This is a genomic window from Bacillus xiamenensis (assembly GCF_000300535.1).
GTDB classification, from domain to species: domain Bacteria; phylum Bacillota; class Bacilli; order Bacillales; family Bacillaceae; genus Bacillus; species Bacillus xiamenensis.
Map to the genome: position 1 here is coordinate 1 of NZ_AMSH01000112.1, position 1,977 is coordinate 1,977.

1 protein-coding gene and 2 pseudogenes are annotated in these 1,977 nt (G+C 38.1%); all 3 read left to right on the forward strand.

What is annotated here, in order from left to right; translation table 11 throughout:
- Positions 1-728 (forward strand): annotated as a pseudogene (locus tag BA1_RS19215) (T7SS effector LXG polymorphic toxin); the annotation flags it as partial.
- A 21-nt stretch (positions 729-749) separates the two neighbouring features.
- Positions 750-1,067 (forward strand): hypothetical protein, encoded by a 318-nt coding sequence (locus BA1_RS18145; RefSeq protein ID WP_008362249.1) that lies wholly within the window; start codon positions 750-752, stop codon positions 1,065-1,067.
- 564 nt (positions 1,068-1,631) lie between these two features.
- Positions 1,632-1,977, forward strand: a pseudogene (locus tag BA1_RS18150) (T7SS effector LXG polymorphic toxin); the annotation flags it as partial.

Consider the following 1,977-nt stretch of genomic DNA (forward strand, 5'->3'; position numbering starts at 1 on the left):
AACTCACCGCAGGCCAGCGAGTCGCTGCAGGCGGCATGGCAGCAGCGGGTTATATCCCAATCGTCGGTTGGGCAGGACGCATTTTCAAAGGCGGAAAAGCCGTCTATAAAACGACTCAAGCCACGTCAGCCGCAGTCAGAGCAGTCGACATTTACAAAACATCACAAAAATCCTTTGACGCCCTGAAAACATCACAAAAAGGCTTATATGGCCTCACCGCGACCAACGGCTTCAGCGAAGCGATTACGGGCCGAGACATGTTTGGAAATAAGATCTCGAAAGAACAGCAGGAAGCGAGTATGAATGCGGCGCTGGGAATGCTTTTACCGTTTGGGGCAAATGGGTTTCATGGTAAAATGGGGATTAAGGGTACGGGTGAAATTGGTTGGAATATGTCAAAAGGCGGAGGGAAAATAAATGGAAGAAGTTATTCTCAGCATGCTTTGGAAAGAATGGCACCTGATATTCCTGAAGTAAAAGCTACTTTAACAAGTAGAGCAATTAAAAAAGCTGAAGAATTAGGATTTAAACCACAAACAAAAGAATTTAGTGATTTCATCAAAAAATATGTTGATCCAAGAAATATTCCACCTTCAGTTATTGAAGACGCTATAATGAATACGAAAAAGATACCTGGTAATAGAAGTGGAACGTTTGTTCATGAAACACTGGATGTCAAAGTTATTATAAATGAAGCAGGCGATGTTATCACAGTTATACCGAAATAATTAATAAAAGGATGAATACGAATGTTTATCAAGTATGATGAATATGATCTATTAGAACTTTTTCAAAGTGAGCCGGTGAGTATAACAGGCAATATAGATGATGGAGAATTAATTTATACTTACAAAGATGACCAAAATTTCAAGGTGATTTTAACTTTAGATGTATATAAGCAAACGAGTAGTCTAAGTATTACATTTAATGATTCTATAGTATTTACAGGTGATTTTCATAATGTAACAAGTATAAAAAAAGATGACAAAGCTATGGTAATAAACGTGGACGAAGAAGAGAGGTTAAAAGTTAAATTTTATAAACAAGTTGGAGTGGAGTTACTTTAAAATAGCCTTATTGTATTAGAAAGAAATATAAAACAATTATGATATTCTCTCAGATAAATCAGTAGGTGAAGTAGTTGATACTTCTAAAAATAATGTTATTGTTATCATACCTTGACTGGCTATATGCCTTTCAAGGTTTTTGTGTTTATTGGCCTTCATACCGAGAAAAAACCGATAAAATGGGGATCTTTTTTCCTGAGTGGATCATCGTATGATAGAGACAAGCAAAACGAACGCATTGAGCACTCTAAGAGCCTTGGTTGATGTCCCTTTTTTTATTGGGAGACGTGCCTCTCCCTTATCAATGGCGTATCTGGATACGGAACAAAAGTGTTGACGAATGTGGCTATACGAGAGGGACATTCTGAGCCTGAATAGTAGCTGGTCTGCGGTAGCCGTATCGAGGACAGTTTTTCATTTCAATTGATGATTGACTGTAATTGGTATCCTCTCGGAGTGTAGTCATCATTGCAAAATCTATTTAAGTGAATAGCGTAAGTTGGTGTTTATTCGGCTAACAGTGTTCTGTTTCGAAAGAGACAATAAAGCAATCGAAAAGCATTGCAGCTTGATCAAAATCTAAAAGATGAATATGCTTTGTCAGAGACCGAACAGCAGGCTACAATGGCATTGTACGCAGAAATGATGAATGCGACAAATGACGGAAAAGCCATTTCGCCTATGAATTTTGACAAAAAAGCATATCAAAATAGCGAAATCTACAAGGCAAAAAGCGATATTGAGAAGCAAAATTCTGAATATCTCAAAATCAAAAAAGAACAAGAGAAAGCTCGTGAGATCGCAAAGGAACAAGAAGCTCTCGCTAACCGTCCTTGGTATGAAAAAGCACTTGATTACGGCGGAAACATCGTCAATGAACTGACCGGCGTAAACGATGCAAAACGTGCCG

Bases quoted from the DNA above. Each gene is read 5' to 3' on its own strand.
- BA1_RS18145 (WP_008362249.1), top strand. From the start codon at position 750: ATGTTTATCAAGTATGATGAATATGATCTATTAGAACTTTTTCAAAGT.